The organism is Arsukibacterium sp., from assembly GCF_018402695.1.
GTDB lineage: Bacteria > Pseudomonadota > Gammaproteobacteria > Enterobacterales > Alteromonadaceae > Alishewanella.
Genome location: NZ_JAGYIM010000019.1, coordinates 590,479 through 609,144, shown reverse-complemented (window position 1 = coordinate 609,144; position 18,666 = coordinate 590,479). Strand labels below are relative to the sequence as shown.

The following is an 18,666-nucleotide window of genomic DNA, read 5'->3' as shown; positions in this document are numbered from 1 at the left end:
AGATGGATCAGTTCGCTATTAAAGGGTTGAGCCTGAGCCTGTTGTTGCTGGCCGGGGTTTGTCTGACGCAGCAGGCTCAGGCCCAGCAAGCTCAGGCCCAGCAAGCTGAGCCGGCAGAGCCCAAAAATGCGGCGGCTGCGCGCCAACCCGCTGCCACGGTGCAGGTTGATATCAGTACCACGATCAGTGGTAATCAGGAGCAACCACGAACCTTATATGTTTTGCCTTGGCAGGACAGTATTGCCCAAATTCGTATTCCGGCGCCGGAAATTAATCCGGCGCCGGAGCCATTAAAGCCGCTGGACCGCCAGCAATTTTTACGTTTTATTGAGGCACAGTCGCTAAACCAGCAACCTGCCGCTACAGCATCATCAGAAAATAATTAAGAGGTTTACAGTATGGATTTCGTCAACAGCATAGTGCGGTTTTTGCAGGAAGGTGGCTACTTTATATTTCCTATCGCTTTTATTCTGATCCTGGGTATTGCCATTACCATAGAGCGCTGGTGGTTTTTGCGCTCGGTTTACGCCAGCAATCAGCGTGCTTATCGTCAGCTACAGCCAGCAATAGCCGCGGCTGATACCAAAGCGATTTTGCAACAGGCTGACAGTAATCAGACGCCGCTCAGTTTAATGCTGGCCAGTGGGGTCAATCGTTTAGCCTCGTCGCACCGGCGTGAAGATATGGAATACGCGATGGAAGAGGTGGTACTGGAATACAGCCTGCGTCTGCAAAAACGAACGCCATTTTTAGCAACACTGGCGAATGTGGCTACCTTGCTGGGCTTACTCGGCACCATCGTTGGTTTAATCGCAGCCTTCTCTGCCGTAGCCAATGCTGACCCGTCAGAAAAGGCCAGTCTGTTGTCATCCAGTATTTCCGTGGCGATGAACACCACAGCTTTTGGTTTAATGACCGCAATACCGCTGGTGTTTGTGCATGCGCTGTTACAAAGCAAGACGGCCAGTATTGTCGATACCATGGAAATGGCCGGCATTAAGTTAATGAACAGTATCGGACAACGTTTGGCGGGTGGCCGGGATGATCAGAAAGCATAAAATCAGTCAGAACGAGGCTGAGCTCGACATCACCTCCTTTATGAATCTGATGATTGTATTGGTACCGGTTTTGTTACTCAGTCTGGTGTTTACCCAGATAAGGGTGCTGAATATTCAGCTGCCGGCTAAAACCGAGCAGTTAATGCAGCAGGAGCAGGATAACCCGCAAATTCTCGAGTTAGAGCTACGGGCTGACCGGCTGCGCCTGAATTACCCGGCTGGCCAGTTACTGCGTGAGTTCAGCCATAACGAACAGGGCCAACCTGACTTTGCCGCGCTATCCGCATTTTTGCAGGATTTAAAATTGACCTGGCAACAGCAAAACACTGAGAAACGGGATATCAGTATTCTGGCACCGGAAAGCCTGGATTATCAGACGCTGGTTAGCGCGATGGATACCGTGCGGTCTTTTAAAACAGTGGTGGCTGCATCGGTAGTGGACGCCGAATTGTTTCCGTTAATTTCACTGGGCCAGTTACCAGCAGACGACAGTGAGGGCCCTGAATGAAGCAGTCATTCCGAGCGAAACGCATGTTGAAGCAGAATCAGCGGCTGGCCCAAAGCTCTAAGTTAAATCTGGTGGCGCTGATGGATATTTTTACCATTCTGGTTTTTTTCCTGATGGTGAATCAATCTGATGTGGTGGTGTTACCCAGTAATAAAGACATGAGTCTGCCGCAATCCGTTTCAGAACAATTACCGCGGGAGCAGGTGCTGCTTACTGTGACGGCCAACGGCGTGTTGGTGCAGGGCAAACCGGTCTGGCGGGGCGATTGGCAGCAAGCGCCGGAACTCTGGCAGGACGCGCTGGCTGCGGCAGTACAGCAGGAATTGCAGTATCTGGCCAGTCGGGCAGCGCCTCTGCCAACAGAGCAGCAGGCTGTGGGCCGGCCGCTGACTATTCTGGCTGATGCTGCGACCTCTTATGCGGTATTGCGGCGGTTAATGGCAATCTGTGCAGCTACGGAATACCGGGATGTATCGCTGGCAGTAGAGCAGCGCAGCAGTGCTCTGGAGGCGACGCCATGACCACGCTTAGCTGGCATGCCGGCGCAGGTTGGCAAAATGAAGATCAGTTTTTCAGCAAGGTCGTTATTGGCGGTTTGTTGCTGTTATTGTTGTTGTCGGTTGCGGTACCGCTTTACCAGGTACCAGAGCGCAGCCGGGCGCAACTTGAACAATTACCGCCGCAACTGGCGCGGGTAAGGTTGGAAGAGCGGGAAATTACCCCGCCAGAACCAATAGAACTGCCTGAGCCAGAGCCAATACCGGAGCCTGAACCCGAGCCAGAGCCAGAGCAACAGGTGGTGGAGGCCAGCCCGGTAACCACCGAGCAGGCCCGTGCCCAGGCGCAGGAGGCCGGGTTGCTGGCCATGCAGGATGAGCTTGCGGCGCTACGCCAGACCTTTACTGTTAATCAACAAGCCCCGCAATTGCAACGGGACGGCCAGCAAAGCGCCGCTGCGCCTGAGCCGGACGTCATTGCTAACCCTGAGCTGGCAAAAACGGCGGCGAAAGCGGCTGCTGCCGTCAGCGCTGACGTTGCCAGAGCCGATTTAAACCGGGCTGAAAGTACCACTCTGGCAGATGCCAGCCTGCGTGGGCTGGCGTCTTCGGCACCTGTTTCAGCTAACGCCGGTGGCGGCTCAGACAATGACCCGGCTAGCCAGGGCGGGCGCTCAGAAGCCAGTATCCGGCAAACACTGGAAGCCAATAAAAGCAGTTTATATACCCTGTACAACCGGGCTTTACGTGCCAACCCGTTGCTAAAAGGCAAGGTTGTGTTTGAGCTGATCATTAACCCGGATGGCAGTTTGCAGCAGGTTAATATTGTGGAAAGTGAATTAAATGACGAGCGGCTGGAGCGGCAGTTACAACTGCGCTTACAGGCCGTGAATTTCGGGGCGGCAGATGTGTTGCCAACCCGTTCGAAGTGGACCATCGCGTTTTTACCCGGCTAGCCGGGCAGGAGAGAAATATGCATAGCTATATAAAGCCGCTGATACCAGGCCTGCTGGTTGCTGCCTTTGCCGTACTGTATAGCGGCGCCCTGTCTGCCGGGCCAGTGGAACAGGCTACACGGCTGCATGATCGCCTGGCTGGAGTGCCAGCCGATGCGGCGACCTTGCAACAGATGGCCGACCTGATAGCGCAGGGGGATGAGCAGGGGGCAGCAGAGCTCGCTATGCAACATCCGGATTTTTACCGCACGACATTAAAATTATTTGCGGCACCGGCAACTAACCGTGATTTGGATATTTTTGAGCCGCTAAATGATTACAGCGCGACCATTATTGGCCTAGTAAGGGACGATGCCGATTTTCGGCAGATTTTGCAAACCGATGTGCTGTATGTCGGCGCTGATAGTTTAGGCTTGCCACCCTACGCCGCGAACAACAATGCGCACTATTTAGCATTAGATCAGCAAGGTATTGATTTGCAGCAGCATCTGGAGCCCCGGGCCCAAAGTAGCCTGCTCGGGATCCCGGCAGAGGCCAGTGCCGGTGTGATGACCAGCCGGGCCGGCGCCAAAGCATTTTTTTACCTTGGAACCAACCGGGCAATGTTGCGTTTCACCCTGATGAGCCAGTTGTGCACCGATTTAGAACCGTTAAAAGATACCAGTACCACGGCAGATCGGATCCGCCAGGATGTCAGCCGCAGCCCCGGTGGGGATAGCCGGATTTTTCATAACCGCTGTATCGGTTGTCATGCCGGTATGGACCCGTTAGCCCAGGCTTTTGCCTATTACGATTATCAGTTCACTGACGAGAATGGTGACAACGGCCAGCTGTTTTATCAGGAAACGGGCAGTACCAACAGCCAGACCGGCAGCCGGGTGCAGCCAAAATACCATATCAATGCCGGTAATTTTCCGTTCGGCTATAAAACAGAAGATGATCACTGGCAAAACTATTGGCGTGAAGGCCGCAATCAGGCACTGGGCTGGGACAACAGCTTACCGGGCGAGGGCCACGGCGCCAAAAGCCTGGGCCAGGAATTAGCACACTCGGTCGCATTTGCCCAGTGTCAGGTGAAAAAGGCATTTGAAACAACCTGTTTACGCCCGGCGGAGTCGCTGGCCGATGTCAATCTTATTCAGCAAACCACCGAACGGTTCAGCCAGAGTGGTTACAACTTAAAACAGGTGTTCGCCGACACCGCCACTTATTGTATGGGAGAGTAACCATGAGATCTTTGCTACTGCTAGTGCTTAGTATCTTGCTGATAGGTTGCGGTGGTGCTGAGGTGGAGCAGAACCCGCCACCACCGACCCAGGATAATTCGACTAATTATAATGGTCCTGCACCACAAACTGATGATATACAACAATTTAAGTTAAACCTGTGGGACAATCTGGTCGCTGATAACCGGTGCGGCAGTTGTCACCAGCAAGGGAATACTGCGCCGTATTTTGTCAGACGCGATGATATTAATCTGGCATATGCTGCAGTATTACCGCTGGTTAATTTAGCTGATCCGGCGCAATCGGTCATGGTGCAGAAAGTCGCGGGTGGCCATAACTGCTGGCTCAGTAGTAATACGGCCTGTGCCGACACGATAACCCAGTGGTTACGCAACTGGGGCAATACCACTGATGCTGAGCAGGCCGCAGTTGCCCTGGTCGCGCCGGTGATCCGCGACCCCGGTGCCAGTAAAGCGTTGCCGGAAAGTCCGGCCTTATTTGCCGCAGAAGTTTATCCACTGCTGCAGCAACATTGTGCTAATTGTCATGCTCCGGATGCTGCCGTGGCCCAGTCCCCGTTTTTCGCTGCCAGCGATGTCGATGTAGCGTATCAGGCCAGTCGTAATTTAATGAATCTGGACCGGCCGGAGTTATCCCGGCTGGTTGCCCGTCTCGGGGGCGAGTTTCACAACTGCTGGTCAGATTGCAGTAACGATGCGGCCGTAATGCTGGCAGCCGTAATAGCAATAAGTGATGCGGTCGCGGCAACTGAGCTGGACCCGCAGTTAGTGCCGTCCAAAGCGTTACGCTTGGAAGATGGTGTGGTCGCATCCAGTGGCGGCCGTTTTGAGAGTAACCAGATTGCTTTTTACCAGTTTAAAGAGGGCCAGGGTACGCAGGCATTTGATACCTCGGGGGTTGAGCCTGCAGCTAACTTAACCCTGCAGGGCGATTTTGCCTGGTTAACCGGTTGGGGCCTGCAGATTAACAGTGGCCGGGCGCAGGCCAGCACCCAGAGCAGCGCCAAGCTTGCCTCGCTGATTGGTGCCACCGGGGAGATGACCATTGAAGCCTGGGTCATTCCGGCAAATGTGGTACAGGAAGGGCCGGCAGCGATAGTCAGTTATGCCGGTAGTGCCATCAGCCGTAACTTTACCCTGGGCCAGAGCCAGTATAATTACGACTTTTTACTGCGCAGCGCCAACAGTGATTTTGGTGGGATGCCAGCGCTGAGTACGGCCGATGCCGACGAATTACTGCAAGCCAGTTTACAGCATGTGGTGCTGACCCAGGACCCGGTAAATGGCCAGCGTATTTATGTGAATGGTGAAGACAGTGGCGTGCAAAGTGACCCTGCAGCGATTAGCAGCTGGGATGACAGTTTCGCACTGATGCTGGGCAACGAAGCAGATGGTAGCCGGCAATGGCAGGGGAGTATCCGGTTACTGGCTATCCACAACCGGGCGCTGACCCCGGCACAAATTGCCCAGAATTTCAGTATCGGGGTTGGCCAGAAGTTTTATCTGCCCTTTGCCATTGGTCATTTAATTGACTTACCAGAGAGTTACATCGTATTTGAAGTGGCCCAGTTCGACAATTATTCGTACCTGTTTAGTCAGCCTTACCTGATTAATCTGGATGGCGCTGCATTGCCGGCTAACCTTGAGATCAGTGATGTGGCGTTGGCAATTAATGGCCGGGAAGTGACTTCAGGTCAGGCCTGGATCCGCCAGGATTTCAACTTTGCCAGTGGTACCAATCTCAGTGAAGCCGTACCTATGTCCGAACTGGGTACCATTATTGCTGCGGAGGCAGGTGCCGCCAGCGATGAATTCTTTTTGTCTTTTGGCCAGATAGGGCAGTACAGCAATGTGCGAAGCCAGCCGGCTTTTCCGGTGCAGCAGGTTAGCCAGGCTAACAGCAATAGCAGTGACATTGGTATCCGGCCTTTTGCGGCTATCCACGCCAGTATGAGCGAATTAACCGGAGTATCTCAGGCCACGCCAGCAATCGCCGCTACGTATCAGACGATCACCCGGCAGCTGCCGGCCTTGAGTGATATAGAAACCTTTATTTCAGCGCAACAAATGGCCATTACCCAGCTGGGGATTGCCTATTGTAATGCGGCAATTAATGACCCGATGTTGCGCAGCCAATGGTTTCCGACCGTTAATTTTGATACCGGCCCGGCAGAGGCATTAAGCCCGGCTAACCGGGATGGGTTGATTAGTCCGTTGCTGCAGCGCTTTGCGCCGTTACAACCGCAAACCGCGCTACCCGAAGCGGATGCCAGGGCAGAGCTGAACAATCTGATAGACCGGCTTAGCCAGTGCGATGGTGCCTGCGATAGCCAACGTACTCAAACCATTGCCAAAGCAGCCTGCACTGCCGTATTGGCCAGCGCCCAGATGCTGGTGTACTAATGCTGGCGTACTCTTGCGAGTATAAAGGAGCCAACTTATGAAACTGAAAAAAGCACTACATCCGGATGCGCCCTTATTACACGCCTGCCATAGCCGGCCGGTAAGCCGGCGCGACTTTATTGCCTGTGGTCTGAGTGTCGGCGCTGGTATTCTGACAACCGGCTCGGTATTCAGCTTGTTTGCCAATCCGACCAAAGCCTTCGCTGATTTATCGCCAGATCTGGAGTTATTAAAGAGCCAGTGCGGCATCAATGTCGAAGGCGCCGGGAAAATTCCGTTTATCTGCTTTGATTTAGCCGGTGGTGCCAATATTGCCGGTTCAAACATTCTGGTTGGTGGTGCCGGTGGCCAGCTCGATTTTCTGTCAACCCAGGGTTATAGCAAACTGGGGCTGCCAGCCGATATGGTGCCAACCGCGGTAAATGCGGCGGACCCGGCGGCAGGCTTTGTTAACGATCAGCTGGGGCTGGCGTTTCACAGCGACTCGCAGATGCTGGCCGGTATTCTTGAACGCACCAGCATGGCAACCCAGGCTATGGTTAATGGTGCTGTTATACCGTCACGCTCAGAAAACGATACCGGTAATAACCCGCATAACCCGATGTTTGCCATTGCCAAGGCCGGCGCCAATGGTTCGCTTATGCCATTAATTGGCTCACGAAACTCTGACTCCGGTGCTAATTCAATGGCGCCAGCCGAGTTTTATAACCCGGAATGGCGGCCGACTAAAATTGACCGGCCCAGTGATGTGACCGGTTTAGTCGATGTGGGTGATTTGTTCGGACTGCTTGACCAAAATGATGCTGTGGCAGTAATGGAGTCGATTCAACGCTTAAGTGACGGTAAGCTGGCCAGCGTAAACACGGGTGTCACCCGCGATGCTGTGATTAAAGATCTGGTGCGCTGTGGTTACGTGAAAAGCGCCGATTTAGCCGATCGCTTTGGTAACCCGGCTACGCTGGACCCGGCCGCTGATACCGATATTGTTGGTGAGGGCGGTATTTTCAGCAGTGCCGAATTTAATGGCGATGCTGAGTTCCGTAAAACCGCTTCGGTCATGAAACTGGTGGTAAACGGTTTTGCCGGTGCTGGCACCGTGACAATTGGTGGTTACGATTATCATACCGGCGAGCGGGGTACCGGCGAGCTGCGTGACTTACGCGCTGGCCGCTGCATTGGTGCCTGTCTGGAATATGCTGCCAGACGTAACCAGCCGCTGATGATTTATTTATATTCGGATGGCTCGGTAGCCAGCAATGGCCGGATTGACGACAGTGAAAATGGCCGCGGAAAAGGGGAGTGGACTGGCGATAACTCGTCAACGGCCGCATCAGCTATTCTGGTCTATAACCCGAATGGCCGGCCGTCGCTGCTCGGTGGCAGTGCAACGGAACAGGCCCGCCACCAGCAAATTGGTTTTATGCGCCCGGATGCCTCAGTAGAAACCGGCTCATCAATGGCGGCCAATAACGTTAACCTGCTGGTGCAAACCGTTATGCTGAATTATCTGGCATTACACGGTGAACAGGGCCGGCTGGCCGAGGTAGCACCGTTCCATGGCCTGGGCAACGCTGCCAGTCAGGACAGGTTAACCGCCTTTGCGCCTATTGTCTAACGCGCAATGGTTTACAAATGCGGTTGGGGTGGCGGTATCTCAAGTTCATTATCAACATGCTGATAATGGGCAACAATGGCTGCCAACTCGCCGCTTACGTGAAGTTTTTGCCAGGCACTATCAAGTTGCTTTAGCTGTGCAGCCGACAGAGTTTTTTTATTAAACCCAAAATACACCGGGCCTTTATGGATCGGTAGCAGCGGCTGGTAGCGCATTGAGGTGTTGCTATCGTCGGTTTGCCAGTAGCGCAGTACCGATAAATCTTCCAGCACGGCATTAACCCTGCCGGCATTCAGCAGCGCCATTTTATCCAGGTTATTGTTGATATACACCAGTTGCCTGCGCAGCCCGGGCAACGCCTGTAACCTGGCAAATTCCTCGCCATAGTAAGCACCATCCAGCATGGCAATAGCGGTAAGATCAATCTCATTGGCCAGTTGCTCGACAGAGGTTAACGCTGGAATGGCGGCAGGATCGGCCACCAGATAAATTTGTTCCAGATGGTGCGGCCCAATAAAGGCAAAGCGTTGTTGGCGCTCCGGACTAAACGTCAGATGACTGACAATATCCAGCTCGCCTTTATCAATTTGGCGCATAGCCCGCAGCCAGGGGCTTTCAACCAGAGTAATGTCGCAGCTTACTTCTCTGGCCAGGCGCTTTGCCAGTTCAACACTAAGGCCACTCCAGCCCTTTTCAGTCTGAATAATATGGGGTGGAAAATGCGTTTCCACGCCCAGTCGCAGGGTGCAAGCCATTGCCTGTGGCAGCAGGATGGCTGACAGCACACCGAGTATAACAATGGTGCTTAACACAGTTCTGAGCATCGGGTTCCCATTTTAATTATTATCCCAATAAGGCTGCTGGTGCATTAGTTGTTCAAATTTTCAGCAGTAGCGCCAGTATAGAGCGCTTTTTGCCGTCAGGATACTGCTAATTCAGGCAGCGCTATGTTGTGCTAAAGCTTATTGCGCTAAACCGGATGAAAAATAAAGCTGATGTTCGCTGCTGATAAAAATCGCTTCAAACTCAGCTTGTTGCTCAATAAAGGCCATACCCCGCTCCAGCCCCATCACAAATAACGTAGTCGACAGCGCATCAGTGCGGGTCGCGTCCGGTCCCAGTACCGTAACGCTCATCAAGCCCGACGGGCTCTGGCCGCTTTTGGGGTCCAGAATGTGATGATAGCGAACGCCATCTTCAATGAAAAAACGTTCATAATCACCTGAGGTGCTGATAGCACTATTGGTTAATGGCAACTGCGCGACGATATCGTCGCTTTTGCGTGGGTGTTTAATGGCAACCTGCCAGGGCCGGCCGCGTTTATCGCCGAGTAAGCGGGTATCCCCGCCGGCGGTTACCAGCGCATGTTTAATGCCTTGATCAGCCAGCAAGCCAATGGCTTGCTCCACTGCGTAGCCTTTGGCAATGCCGCCTAAATCAATTTTTACCCCGGGCCGGGCAAATTTAACCTGATTATCTGCCAGCAACTGAATATGCCGGTAATTGATAAGTGAGCGCTGGGTATTCAGTTGCTCCGCACTGGGTTTAATATTTTGCCGGTAATCATAATTAAAACCTACCGATGCAAAGCTTATATCAAAAGCACCGTCACTCAGCTTCGCCAACTGCTCAGCTTGCTGTAACAGCTGGTAAAGTTCTGCGCTGATAGTAACCGGGCCATTTGCCGCTTCAAGGTTTAGCAGGCTCAGCTCACTGCTGTCGATATAGGGGCTCATCAGTTGGTTAATCCGCTCAAATTCGTTCTGCACGGCAAGCAGCAAGTCTTTACCCAGATTGTTATCTTCAGTCCAAAGCTCAACATAGGCCTGAGTGCCCATGGTCTGAAACGGCAGGCGCTGCCACTGGGCCTTAACCGGCGAGATCAGGGCTAGGGACAGCAGCAAACTAATCAGGCCAGTACGTAAGGCAGAAATATTGAAAATCACGATGGTACCATTTCATGTGTAGGTGAGAACATTGTTGCAGAGGCGGCTGCTTTACTCAATCTGGTTTACGCTACGTTTGTTGATTGAGCTTGGTATTATCGCCTTATTTGGCCATCTAAACGTATGGAAGTTGACTTTGATGCCGGTTTTGCGCACCATAGCCGTTATGTCAGTTAACCGGGTGTGGCTATGCCTATTAAAGTGATCGATCAGTTGCCGGCGGTAGAAGCTTTGTCGGCAGAAAATGTGTTTGTAATGACCGAGAGCCGGGCGCAGTCGCAGGATATCCGGCCGCTGAAAATTGCCATTTTAAACCTGATGCCGAATAAAATTGCTACTGAGGTGCAGTTGCTGCGCTTACTGGCTAACAGCCCGCTACAGGTAGATGTTGATTTGCTGCGAATTGATGATCATGTCAGTAAAAACACGCCGCCGAGCCATTTAAACTGCTTTTACCGTTATTTCTCTGAGGTACAGCAGCAAAAGTACGATGGCTTAATTATTACCGGCGCGCCGCTGGGACTGGTCGATTATGAGGATGTGACGTACTGGAATCAGTTTGGTGACATTTTGCGCTGGGCCGACAATAACGTGACCTCGACCTTATTTTTATGCTGGGCGGCCCATGCCGCCTTGTATCAGTACTATGGCTTGCAGCGGGAAATTCGCGGTGAAAAACTCTCTGGTGTGTACTGGCAGCAGGTGACTCAGCCGCTGTGCCCGTTGGTGCGTGGTTTTGATGATGAATTTTTAGTCCCCCATTCGCGTTATGCCCAGGTACCGAAACAAAAATACCAGCAACATGACGACTTACATATACTGGCCGAAGCTGATGTCACCGGCGCTTATTTATTGCAAAACAGCAGCGGCAGCCGGGTGTTTGTCACTGGCCACCCGGAATATGACTTAACCACGCTGGATGAAGAGTATCAGCGTGATGTTGCTGCCGGCGCTGCAGCTAAGCTGCCGGAAAACTACTACCGGAATAACGATCCCTTACAGGGGCCGCAAAAATTGTGGCAAAGCCATGCGTTTTTGCTGTTCAGCAACTGGCTGAATTATTATGTGTATCAGGCCACGCCATTTGAACTGAATCAGATTGGCCAGACCGTATAAGCAGCCGCCCCAAAATAAAGAGTAATAAGAGTATTTTATGACAGCAAGACTGACGCCTGAGCATTTTCGACAATTACTGGCAGAGCGCATTTTTATTCTGGATGGCGCCATGGGCACCATGATCCAGCAGCATCAGCTGGAAGAGGCCGATTATCGTGGCAACGAATTTGCGGACTGGCCGTGTGATGTCAAAGGTAATAACGATTTACTGGTGCTGAGCCAACCACAGTTAATTGCCAATATTCATCGCCAGTACCTGCTGGCTGGTGCCGATATTGTTGAAACCAATAGCTTTAACGCCACCACTATCGCCATGGCGGATTACCAGATGGAGGGTTTGTCGGCCCGGATTAACTTTGAGGCGGCGGCAGTAGCGCGTAAAGTCTGTGATGAAGTCACCGCGCTGGAGCCGCATAAACCGCGCTTTGTGGCCGGGGTACTGGGACCAACTAACCGCACCGCCTCGATATCGCCCGATGTGAATGACCCGGGTTTTCGCAATGTCAGCTTTGATGAGCTGGTGAACGCTTACACCGAGTCTACTCACGCCTTAATTGCGGGCGGCGCCGATATTATTATGCTGGAAACCATTTTCGATACGCTAAATGCCAAGGCAGCGGCCTTTGCCGTGCTGCAGGTGTTTGACGAAGTGGGCTTTAAACTGCCGGTAATGATTTCCGGCACCATCACCGATGCGTCCGGCCGTACCTTATCCGGCCAGACCACCGAAGCCTTTTACCATAGCCTGGCCCATATAGAGCCGGTATGTTTTGGCCTGAACTGCGCCCTGGGTCCGGATTTACTGCGGCCCTATGTCGAAACCCTGTCCGGCGTGTCAGAGGCCTATGTGTCGGTACACCCGAATGCCGGCCTGCCCAATGAATTTGGCGAATATGATTTAGGCGCCGAAGAGATGGCAGCAGAAATTGCCGATTGGGCAGCGCAGGGCTTTCTCAATATTGTTGGCGGCTGCTGCGGCACCACGCCAGAGCATATTAAAGCCATTGCCGATGCGGTAAAAGCTGCGCCGCCGCGCCAGCCCAAAGCAGCCAGCCATAGTTTTCATTTAGCTGGCCTTGAAGCCTTTTCTGTGGAGTGGTAATGCAACAACAGGCCCGATTTATCAATGTAGGCGAGCGGACTAACGTCACCGGCTCAGCCAGGTTTAAAAAACTGATTTTAAACGGCGACTATGAAGCCGCGCTTGATGTCGCGCGCCAGCAGGTCGAGAATGGCGCGCAAATTATCGATATCAACATGGATGAGGCCATGCTCGATAGCAAGGCCGCCATGGTGCGTTATTTAAGTTTGCTGGCATCAGAGCCGGACATTTCGCGGGTGCCGATCATGGTCGACTCCTCGAAATGGGAAGTGATTGAAGCGGCGCTGAAATGTATTCAGGGTAAGGCGGTGGTGAACTCTATTTCGCTAAAAGAAGGCGAAGCGCCGTTTTTACACCAGGCACAGTTACTACGCCGTTATGGTGCCGCCGTAGTGGTAATGGCCTTTGACGAGCAGGGCCAAGCTGATACCAAAACCCGCAAGGTCGAAATTTGCCAGCGTGCTTATAAAATCCTTACTGAACAAATTGGCTTTCCGCCGCAAGACATTATTTTTGACCCGAACATTTTTGCGGTCGCCACCGGCATTGAAGAGCACAACAACTATGCGGTCGACTTTATTGAAGCCACCCGCGAGATCAAACGCTTGTGCCCGCATGCCAAAATCTCCGGCGGTGTATCAAATGTGTCGTTCTCGTTTCGCGGTAATGATGCGGTGCGCGAGGCTATCCACTCGGTATTTTTGTACCATGCAATAGCTGCTGGTATGGATATGGGCATTGTTAATGCCGGCCAGCTAACGGTATATGACGATATTCCGCCGCTGTTAAAAGAACGGGTCGAAGACGTTATTCTGAACCGGCGGGACGATGCGACCGAGCGTTTACTGGAAATTGCCGCCCAGTTTAAAGGCGATGGCAGTGTAGCGGAAAAAATCGATGATGCCTGGCGCAGCCTGCCAGTGAATAAGCGCTTAGAACATGCCTTAGTAAAGGGCATTACCGACTTTATTGATATCGACACCGAAGAAGCACGCCAACAAGCGGAGAAACCACTACACGTGATTGAAGGGCCGCTGATGGATGGCATGAATGTAGTAGGGGATTTATTCGGCGAAGGAAAAATGTTTTTGCCGCAGGTGGTGAAGTCTGCCCGGGTAATGAAAAAAGCTGTCGCTTATTTACAGCCCTATATTGAGCTAGAAAAAGAGGGGGGCCGGGCCCAGGGTAAGGTGTTGCTAGCCACGGTAAAAGGTGATGTGCACGATATTGGCAAAAACATCGTTGGCGTCGTGCTGCAGTGTAATAACTTTGAAGTAATTGATTTGGGCGTGATGGTGCCGTGCGCTGAGTTGTTGCGTGTAGCGAAAGAGCGCGATGTCGATGTCATCGGCTTATCTGGCCTTATCACCCCGTCGCTGGATGAAATGGTCCATGTCGCCAAAGAGATGACCCGCTTAGGCTTTACCCAGCCGCTGTTAATTGGTGGTGCCACTACCTCTAAGGCACACACCGCAGTAAAAATTGAGCCCAACTACGCCAATGGTGTGGTGTATGTCCCCAATGCCTCGCGCAGTGTCTCGGTGGTGCAATCCCTTATTACCCCGGACAGTAAAGCCGGTTATTTGGCCCGGGTTAAAGGCGAGTATGAAGTCGCGCGTGAACAACATGCCCGTAGCCGGCCAGGGGAAAAGTTACTGAGTTTAAATGAGGCGAAAGCTAACAAGTTTAAACTTGATTTAACCAAGGTTGCGCCAGCGCCGAAACAACCCGGCGTGCACTTATGGCAGGATGTCGACCTGAATATTCTGCGTGAGTATATTGACTGGACACCGTTCTTTTTAACCTGGCAGTTATCCGGCAAATACCCGGCCATTTTAAACCATGCCGAAGTGGGCATGGAAGCACGTAAGCTGTTTAAGGACGCCAATGCCATGCTCGATAGCATGATTAACGACGGCCATGTTAAAGGTAAAGCGGTGTTTGGGTTATTTCCGGCCAATAGCGACGGTGACGATATCGTGGTGTACACCGATGAGACACGGCAGGTCGAACAAGCCCGTTTATATAACCTGCGCCAGCAACTGCAACTGCGCAACAATGCGCCCAATTGCAGCCTGGCTGACTTTATTGCCCCGAGAAGCAGCGGTGTCAAAGATTATATCGGCGGCTTTGCTGTCAGCACCGGCTTTGGTGCCGATGAGTTCGCTGCTAAATTTGCTGCCGAGCATGATGACTACAACAGCATTATGGTTAAAGCGCTGGCCGACCGTTTAGCTGAAGCCTTAGCCGAATACCTGCATTTAAAAGTACGGCGCGAATACTGGGGCTATGCCGCCGATGAGGCGCTTACTAACGAGCAGCTTATTCGCGAGTTGTACCAGGGCATAAGGCCAGCCCCGGGTTATCCGGCCTGCCCGGAGCACACCGAAAAAGGCACCCTGTGGCAGCTGCTGGATGTCGACGCACAAACCGGTATCACCCTTACCGAAAGTTACGCCATGTGGCCGGGCGCCGCGGTAAGTGGCTGGTACTTTGGCCACCCCGACAGCAAATACTTTGCGGTCAGTAAAATAGGGGAAGATCAACTAACAGACTATGCCAGCAAAAAAGGCTGGAGCCGCGCTGAGGCTGAAAGCTGGCTGGCTCCCAATATTCGTTAATGGCCTAATACCTGTTGCAGTTTGGCGGCCAGCCCCGCCAGCTCAACGGGTTTGGTCAGGATGTCGGTAAAGCCGCTGTGTCGGATCCGGCTTAGCAGCTCAGCAGAGTGATGGGCGGTCAGGGCGACAACCGGTATCCCGTTCAACCTGGGCTGCTGACGCACTGCCTGCAGGGTGGCAAAGCCGTCCATCTCAGGCATTTCAATATCCAGCAAAATAAGTGCTGGCTGATGTTGTTGCAGCCAGTCCAGCGCTAGCTGGCCACTGCTAACCACATGTGCCTGATAATCCAGTTTTTCCAGCATCAGTTTCAGCAGGTTCTGATTAAAATAATTATCATCAATCACCAGGATCTGAGCATGTTCGGTGGCAGGTTCTGCGGGCGCTTCGCTAACTGGCTCAGGCGCTTCCGATGGCTGTGCTGGCCGGGCTGACTGGCTACTGTTGGCGACTGGCAGGGTCACGCTAAAACTAAAGGTACTGCCCTCGCCAGGCTGGCTGGTTAGCTTAAGTTCAGAGTCCATTAGTTGTAACAGTCGCTGACAAATCGTCAGGCCCAGGCCGGTACCGCCATATTTGCGACTAACCGAATTATCTGCTTGCTGAAATGGCTGAAATAACTGGGCTTGTGCGGCCGCACTGATGCCAATACCGGTATCGGTTATCGCGAAATGTAATTGTCCGTCATTGGGCGCTGTGATTTGTAAGCGGATGCTGCCTTGGTCTGTAAACTTAATCGCATTGCTTAGCAGGTTCATTAATACCTGACTTAAACGCAGTGGATCGCCACAGCGCCAGTCAGCAATGTCGCTCGGCAGCAGCCGTTGATAACTCAGGCCCTTCGCGGTAATCTGGTTGCTGAATAAGTCCTCGACCTGGCTTAGCGTCTCGCGCAGTGAAAAATCTGTTTGTTCCAGTTGCAGTTTGCCAGCCTCAATTTTTGAGAAGTCCAGAATATCATTGATAATACTCAGCAGAATTTTCCCGGCAGCGCGGATTTTCTGCAGATAGTGCTGTTTCTGGGTTATTGCAGGTGTGGCTTCAGCCAGTTCAGCGAAGCCGAGCACGGCATTAAGGGGGGTGCGTAATTCATGGCTCATATTCGCCAGAAATTGCGCTTTGGCCATATTAGCGTCTTCTGCTGTTTGCCGGGCCTGTTGGAGTTGTTGCATTGCTTGTTCGAGATGTTCGGTACGTATATTGACTTGCTCAGTCAGGCGCTGTTGTTCAACAATGGCACTGTGCATCCGCCAGCGGTGTAACAGAAAAAGCAATGCCATCGCCAGCACCAGATAACTTAACAGCATGCTCCAATGCCAGTACCAGGGGCTGGCTATCTGAAAATGCAGACTATCTGCAACGCTTACCTGGCCCGTGACACTTTTCGCTCTGAGCTGAAATTGATAGCGGCCACTTTTTAAATTGGTGTAGTCCCGATAATGTTCGTGCCGCCAGCTGGACCAGTCATCGTCGTGGCCCAGCAGGCGTACTTGCAACTGGTCGGGCTGCAGTGGATTGTAATTAGGGCTACTGAACTGAAAGCGCAGGTTTCGTTGCTCGCTGTTAAGTTGAATTAATTCGGGTAATTCACCACCAGCATAAATTGGCTGCTGGTCGTTCAGCATTTTACGCAGTAATGGGGGTTTCGGCTGATGTTGCTGGTACTGATCATCGGCGAAACGGAAGATGCCCTCAGCACCACCAAACCAGACCAGGGGGAGCTCAACCAGGATAGTGTCGAGCGGAATGTCCGCCAACGGCTGCAAGGCACTGCCTTGCCAGTGATACTGGCCGTTAGCATCGGGTTTGGCTACGCCCGCTGAGCGTTTACCATTAACGTTATCCCACAACAGCATCCAGACCCGGCCTTGCGGGTCGATGGTTGGGTTACGCACCCAGGGTTGCTCGCCACTGAACAGGGCGTTAAAAGCACTGGCCTGATCAAATTGCTGTAAAGCAGCGTTATAGCTGAGGATACCGCTCACCGAGGCGATAATCAGTTTTTCATTAAACAGATGGACGGTGTTTCTGTTAAGGCTGGGCAGTCCCTGCTCTTTGGTAAACCGTTTTATCGCCAGCGGCACCGATGCGCCACCCTGCCAGGAAGCCGGGAGTTGCAGCCGGTAGACCCCATGGGCCAGGGTACCAAGCCAGAGCTGGCCATCAGCCAGTTCGACAATACTGTTTAAGTTACCTTCAACCCCCGGCACCCGGCCTTCGTCCTGCCACTGGCCATCAATATAGCGCATCGTTGCCAGGCCATCCTGCAAGCCAACATAAACCCGGCTCGGATCGAGGCTTGATACCTGCAAAATCTTGCTGGCCAGGTTTGAGGGGCGAACAAGTTCGACCTTTTCATCTGCCAGCTGGTACACCCCTTCATTATTGGCAATCAATAAATGCTGGTCGAACTCGGCAAAGCCCCAGGTTTGTTTTTGCAGGGGGGCTACCCGGATAAAATGACCAGTACCGTCTTCCCGGGAGACTAACCTGAATAACCCCAGGCTGGTACCAGCGTAGAGTTGCTGTTGATAGCGGGTCAGTGCAAGTACGTTGCCGGCCAGACCACTGGCACCATGATGGGCGGTGATAGCCGAATTCAAAGCGATCCGGGACAGGCCATGATCCAGCCCCAGCCAGAGACCGCCTTGATGATCCTGATATAAGGCGCGGACATTCTGGTCGAGCAAGCCGGAATTGCGGTTGTAGTGACCTACCAGTTTGCCCTGCTTGTTCAGAATAAACACGCCGTTTTGTACGGTACCCAGCGCGATATCGCCATTATTCAGGGTCAGGCCGCTATAAAGCACAGCCTCGTTGATTTGCTGATCATATGCCGTAAGAAAACGCGTCACGCCGTTGGGGCTAATCAGGTACAAACCCGTTTCCCGGCTGCCTGCCAGTAAGGTGCTGTCGTCGAACGGCTCAAGTACAAACAGACTTTCATTGGCAAAATGCTCGCCGCCGGGGACTAATTGAAAATTATCCTGCTGCAGTACCAGTAAGCCTGTACCTTCCTCCCGGATGTAAAGCTGCTGATTAACCCAAAATGCTTTTAAAAAGCTACTGTTACTGCGCCAGACATCTATTTTTTCATCGCGCAGCCGAAATACATAATCACGGCTGGTAAAATAAACGCTGTCGTCACTGACAAAGGTTTGTCTGACATCGCGAAAGTCCCGAAAACTTTCAGGGACCAGATGCAGCAGCGATTGAAAGCGGGATTGGCCATCGCTGTGGTCAATATAGCCAATATCCCCTTTGGCACCGACATATACCCGGCCATCAGCGGCTAAAGCCAGGGAGCGGGCAACTGATTTATTACTGGTTTGCAGCGTTCGCCAGCTTTGCCCATCGTATTCCAGTACACCAACATTATTGCCGACATACAGCACACCACGTTGGTCCTGCAGCAATGCCCAGTTTTGAGTGCCGGCATGATAATCTTTTGGTTTCAGGTTATGCAGCAAGGGCATGCCATGTTCAAAAGTTGCTGCCAAGGCAGGCAGTTGCAACGCAATAACAGTCATAATAAGCAGCGTAATGCGCAGCAACCCATGTCTGTGGCAGCGAGACAGATTAACGTCGGACACAATGA

The 18,666-nt window shown here is 52.6% G+C and carries 14 protein-coding genes; 11 read left to right on the top strand and 3 right to left on the bottom strand.

The features are described from left to right. Nucleotides 1-2 precede the first annotated feature (2 nt). The 8 genes from KG631_RS14360 to KG631_RS14325 are packed head-to-tail and all read left to right on the top strand — an operon-like array spanning nucleotide 3 to nucleotide 8,283. The gene (locus KG631_RS14360; RefSeq protein ID WP_214000361.1) at nucleotides 3-386 is read left to right on the top strand and encodes a hypothetical protein; all 384 of its coding nucleotides are present in this window, start codon (nucleotides 3-5) and stop codon (nucleotides 384-386) included. A 12-nt stretch (nucleotides 387-398) separates the two neighbouring features. Beyond that, entirely contained in the window at nucleotides 399-1,058 is a 660-nt protein-coding gene (locus KG631_RS14355; protein ID WP_214000360.1) for a MotA/TolQ/ExbB proton channel family protein, read from the top strand. Further along, nucleotides 1,042-1,566, top strand: a complete 525-nt coding sequence (locus KG631_RS14350) for a biopolymer transporter ExbD (protein WP_214000359.1) — start codon at nucleotides 1,042-1,044, stop codon at nucleotides 1,564-1,566. The genes KG631_RS14355 and KG631_RS14350 overlap by 17 nt, the downstream gene beginning before the upstream one ends. Further along, nucleotides 1,563-2,087: a biopolymer transporter ExbD gene (locus KG631_RS14345; RefSeq protein WP_214000358.1), complete on the top strand. Its 525-nt coding sequence runs from the start codon at nucleotides 1,563-1,565 to the stop codon at nucleotides 2,085-2,087. The genes KG631_RS14350 and KG631_RS14345 overlap by 4 nt, the downstream gene beginning before the upstream one ends. Further along, nucleotides 2,084-3,019: an AgmX/PglI C-terminal domain-containing protein gene (locus KG631_RS14340; RefSeq protein WP_214000357.1), complete on the top strand. Its 936-nt coding sequence runs from the start codon at nucleotides 2,084-2,086 to the stop codon at nucleotides 3,017-3,019. The genes KG631_RS14345 and KG631_RS14340 overlap by 4 nt, the downstream gene beginning before the upstream one ends. Before the next feature lie 17 nt (nucleotides 3,020-3,036). Further along, a complete protein-coding gene (locus KG631_RS14335) occupies nucleotides 3,037-4,245 on the top strand; it encodes a hypothetical protein (RefSeq protein WP_214000356.1) in 1,209 nt (402 codons plus the stop codon). Nucleotides 4,246-4,247: 2 nt separating this feature from the next. Next, nucleotides 4,248-6,668 (top strand): LamG domain-containing protein, encoded by a 2,421-nt coding sequence (locus KG631_RS14330; protein ID WP_214000355.1) that lies wholly within the window; start codon nucleotides 4,248-4,250, stop codon nucleotides 6,666-6,668. Between the two features lie 37 nt (nucleotides 6,669-6,705). Then, nucleotides 6,706-8,283 carry a general secretion pathway protein GspF gene (locus tag KG631_RS14325; RefSeq protein ID WP_214000354.1) on the top strand — a complete coding sequence of 526 codons (1,578 nt, stop codon included), beginning with the start codon at nucleotides 6,706-6,708 and terminating at the stop codon, nucleotides 8,281-8,283. An 11-nt stretch (nucleotides 8,284-8,294) separates the two neighbouring features. Here KG631_RS14325 and KG631_RS14320 read toward each other — a convergent pair whose 3' ends face one another. Together KG631_RS14320 and KG631_RS14315 are read right to left on the bottom strand one after the other, a co-directional pair. After that, complete coding sequence (locus KG631_RS14320) at nucleotides 8,295-9,107, bottom strand: transporter substrate-binding domain-containing protein (RefSeq protein WP_214000353.1); 813 nt, start codon at nucleotides 9,105-9,107, stop codon at nucleotides 8,295-8,297. Nucleotides 9,108-9,245: 138 nt separating this feature from the next. Next, the gene (locus KG631_RS14315; RefSeq protein ID WP_365869118.1) at nucleotides 9,246-10,229 is read right to left on the bottom strand and encodes an FAD:protein FMN transferase; all 984 of its coding nucleotides are present in this window, start codon (nucleotides 10,227-10,229) and stop codon (nucleotides 9,246-9,248) included. A gap of 189 nt (nucleotides 10,230-10,418) precedes the next feature. On the opposite strand from KG631_RS14315, the gene metA reads away from it, so the two are divergent. From metA to metH, 3 genes are read left to right on the top strand one after another with little or no spacing between them, the layout of a single operon-like run. After that, nucleotides 10,419-11,345, top strand: a complete 927-nt coding sequence (metA, locus tag KG631_RS14310) for a homoserine O-succinyltransferase (RefSeq protein ID WP_214000352.1) — start codon at nucleotides 10,419-10,421, stop codon at nucleotides 11,343-11,345. A gap of 37 nt (nucleotides 11,346-11,382) precedes the next feature. Continuing rightward, the gene (locus tag KG631_RS14305; RefSeq protein ID WP_214000351.1) at nucleotides 11,383-12,447 is read left to right on the top strand and encodes a homocysteine S-methyltransferase family protein; all 1,065 of its coding nucleotides are present in this window, start codon (nucleotides 11,383-11,385) and stop codon (nucleotides 12,445-12,447) included. Then, a complete protein-coding gene (metH, locus tag KG631_RS14300; RefSeq protein ID WP_214000350.1) occupies nucleotides 12,447-15,068 on the top strand; it encodes a methionine synthase in 2,622 nt (873 codons plus the stop codon). Before KG631_RS14305 ends, metH begins: the two co-directional genes overlap by 1 nt. Here the strand turns inward: metH and KG631_RS14295 are convergent. Beyond that, on the bottom strand, nucleotides 15,065-18,598 hold the full coding sequence (locus KG631_RS14295) for a hybrid sensor histidine kinase/response regulator (protein ID WP_301003824.1): 3,534 nt from the start codon (nucleotides 18,596-18,598) through the stop codon (nucleotides 15,065-15,067). The two genes, metH and KG631_RS14295, sit on opposite strands and share 4 nt — an antisense overlap. Nucleotides 18,599-18,666: the final 68 nt, after the last annotated feature.

Bases quoted from the DNA above. Each gene is read 5' to 3' on its own strand.
- KG631_RS14360 (WP_214000361.1), top strand. From the start codon at position 3: ATGGATCAGTTCGCTATTAAAGGGTTGAGCCTGAGCCTGTTGTTGCTG.
- KG631_RS14355 (WP_214000360.1), top strand. From the start codon at position 399: ATGGATTTCGTCAACAGCATAGTGCGGTTTTTGCAGGAAGGTGGCTAC.
- KG631_RS14350 (WP_214000359.1), top strand. From the start codon at position 1,042: ATGATCAGAAAGCATAAAATCAGTCAGAACGAGGCTGAGCTCGACATC.
- KG631_RS14345 (WP_214000358.1), top strand. From the start codon at position 1,563: ATGAAGCAGTCATTCCGAGCGAAACGCATGTTGAAGCAGAATCAGCGG.
- KG631_RS14340 (WP_214000357.1), top strand. From the start codon at position 2,084: ATGACCACGCTTAGCTGGCATGCCGGCGCAGGTTGGCAAAATGAAGAT.
- KG631_RS14335 (WP_214000356.1), top strand. From the start codon at position 3,037: ATGCATAGCTATATAAAGCCGCTGATACCAGGCCTGCTGGTTGCTGCC.
- KG631_RS14330 (WP_214000355.1), top strand. From the start codon at position 4,248: ATGAGATCTTTGCTACTGCTAGTGCTTAGTATCTTGCTGATAGGTTGC.
- KG631_RS14325 (WP_214000354.1), top strand. From the start codon at position 6,706: ATGAAACTGAAAAAAGCACTACATCCGGATGCGCCCTTATTACACGCC.
- KG631_RS14320 (WP_214000353.1), bottom strand. From the start codon at position 9,107: ATGCTCAGAACTGTGTTAAGCACCATTGTTATACTCGGTGTGCTGTCA.
- metA (WP_214000352.1), top strand. From the start codon at position 10,419: ATGCCTATTAAAGTGATCGATCAGTTGCCGGCGGTAGAAGCTTTGTCG.
- KG631_RS14305 (WP_214000351.1), top strand. From the start codon at position 11,383: ATGACAGCAAGACTGACGCCTGAGCATTTTCGACAATTACTGGCAGAG.
- metH (WP_214000350.1), top strand. From the start codon at position 12,447: ATGCAACAACAGGCCCGATTTATCAATGTAGGCGAGCGGACTAACGTC.
- KG631_RS14295 (WP_301003824.1), bottom strand. From the start codon at position 18,598: ATGACTGTTATTGCGTTGCAACTGCCTGCCTTGGCAGCAACTTTTGAA.